This window comes from Bacteroides cellulosilyticus DSM 14838 (assembly GCF_000158035.1).
GTDB classification, from domain to species: domain Bacteria; phylum Bacteroidota; class Bacteroidia; order Bacteroidales; family Bacteroidaceae; genus Bacteroides; species Bacteroides cellulosilyticus.
On sequence record NZ_EQ973490.1, the window covers coordinates 1779615 to 1780929 of the forward strand.

The following is a 1315-nucleotide window of genomic DNA, read 5'->3' on the forward strand; positions in this document are numbered from 1 at the left end:
TAATATTCATAACCTTATAGTAATGAATTAATCCCTCTAATAAGCAGATTCGTCCTTCGCAAAAAGCCTCATTACCGTACTATATAATAGCAGCGGTAATGAGGCTTTTACTGAAAAAGAATATTGTATTTGCTTACTTCACTTCCCAAATATCATTTGTCATCAGCAGTTCTTTGAAGTTGTGATACTTCTTCTTTGCTGATACTTCTTCAATCTGTTCCATTACAGCATCGTCATAAGTCGGAGCTTCTACATCGCGGATCACACCGAGAGCAACCGGGAAGTCAGGACCTTCCATCAGAGCCAATTTCAGTTGCAATGTATTATCCATGCAGTGTGCATCATGAACGAGGATATCCTTTTCTGTGATACCGTTCTCGCCCAACTTCACAACTTTCAGTCCGAAGCCTTCCTGCATCAATCCAAACTCTTTGTTCTCACCGAAAAGCATCGGCTTACCGTGTTCCAGATAGATAGCATTCTTGGCACGTCCGTCCTTATTGTATACAGAGTCGTAGGTGCCGTCATTGAAGATAACGCAGTGTTGCAGAATCTCACACACAGCGGCTCCTTTATGGTTAGCGGCAGCCTTCAGAACTTCTCCTGTGCCAGGACCATCTGTAGCTACACAACGTGCAAAGAAACGTCCACGTGCACCGAAGCAGAGTTCAGCTGGGTGGAACGGATCTTCTACCGTGCCATAAGGAGAGGATTTGCTGACGAAGCCACGGGGAGACGTCGGAGAATATTGTCCTTTTGTCAAACCGTAGATGCGGTTGTTCAGCAACAGAATGTTGATATCTATATTGCGACGGATAGCATGGATAAAGTGGTTACCACCGATAGCCAGACCGTCACCGTCACCTGAAACCTGCCAAACGCTCAGGTTAGGATTGGTTACTTTACATCCGGTAGAGATGGCGGCAGCACGTCCGTGGATAGTCTGCATCGCATACGTATTCATATAATAAGGTAGACGGCTAGAGCAACCGATACCCGAAATAACGGCAGTTTCCCAAGGCTTAACACCGATTTCTGCCAACGCTTTGTGCAGTGAGTTCAAGAAGAAGTGGTCACCGCAACCCGGACACCAACGAGGTTGTCCTTTTTTGAAATCTTTAGCTGTATATTCGCTCATGATGTTCTTAAGTTTTAAGTTGATAAGTTTTTTAGTAGCTACGAGTTACGAGCTACAAGTTACAAGTCTGTTCAGGGCAGTACTTGTTACTCGTAGCCTGTAGCTTGTCACTTCTTCAGTATCTCGGTGAAGGCAGCCACCAATTCGCTTACTACGAACGGCTGTCCCTTGACTTCA

The 1315-nt window shown here is 45.2% G+C and carries 1 protein-coding gene; it reads right to left on the reverse strand.

What is annotated here, in order from left to right; all coding sequences use genetic code 11:
- Nucleotides 1-133: 133 nt before the first annotated feature.
- Nucleotides 134-1138, reverse strand: a complete 1005-nt coding sequence (locus BACCELL_RS10930) for a 2-oxoacid:ferredoxin oxidoreductase subunit beta (RefSeq protein WP_007211835.1) — start codon at nt 1136-1138, stop codon at nt 134-136.
- Nucleotides 1139-1315: the final 177 nt, after the last annotated feature.

Bases quoted from the DNA above. Each gene is read 5' to 3' on its own strand.
- BACCELL_RS10930 (WP_007211835.1), bottom strand. From the start codon at position 1,138: ATGAGCGAATATACAGCTAAAGATTTCAAAAAAGGACAACCTCGTTGG.